Annotated in this window: 1 protein-coding gene; it reads left to right on the top strand. The window is 56.1% G+C overall.

Features of this window, described 5'->3' with window-relative positions; translation table 11 throughout:
* Nucleotides 1-96: 96 nt before the first annotated feature.
* Nucleotides 97-734: IS30 family transposase (locus KUW00_RS14870; protein ID WP_261392213.1), on the top strand; the 638-nt coding region annotated here is incomplete at its 3' end.

A 734-nucleotide genomic window follows, 5' to 3' on the forward strand; every position in this document is an offset into this window, starting at 1 on the left:
GTCTCAATGAGCAAGTGCAACACCTGATCGATCAGGTACGCTATCGCTATGACTCATTGCTACCACCACCTTACTGCTGAAGAACGTGCCACCATCATGCTGATGCGTGAAGGTCACTCGATACGCTCCATCGCCAAGTTCCTTGGGAGAGCTGCCAGCACGATTTCTCGAGAACTGGCTCGGCATGCGGTACCTTCTCATGCTGGCTACGACGCCAGTCTGGCGGGTTTCAGGGCCACGCTGACGCGACATCGAGCACGACGACAATCTAAGTTGCGCCTTGGTACGCCTCTCTTCGATCTGGTGACCTACCTGTTGCGCAAGTACTGGTCTCCTAGGCAGATAGCCATCACACTGAAGCGCATGTATCCAAATGACCCTACACGTCAGGTCTCCCACGAGGCCATCTACAACGCGCTCTATGTGATGCCCCGAGGCTCGCTGAAAAAAGAGCTCATTTCTTGCCTTCGGCAGGGGAAGGGAAAGCGGCGTCCACGCAGTCGTGGCAAGGATCGTCGCCGCCAAATTCCTGACTTGGTCAGTATTCATCTCCGGCCGCCTGAGATCGAAGATCGGTTGATGCCCGGGCATTGGGAAGGCGACCTCATCATGGGGGCCAGCAACCGTTCTGCCGTAGGCACGTTGGTTGAGCGCACGACACGCTTCGTCATCCTGGTGAAAATGGACGGTACGACCGCGACGGATGCGATGGTCGGCTTTAGTGACAAATTGAA

It is taken from the genome of Halomonas sp. DP5N14-9, assembly GCF_019802175.1.
Lineage (GTDB): Bacteria > Pseudomonadota > Gammaproteobacteria > Pseudomonadales > Halomonadaceae > Halomonas > Halomonas litopenaei.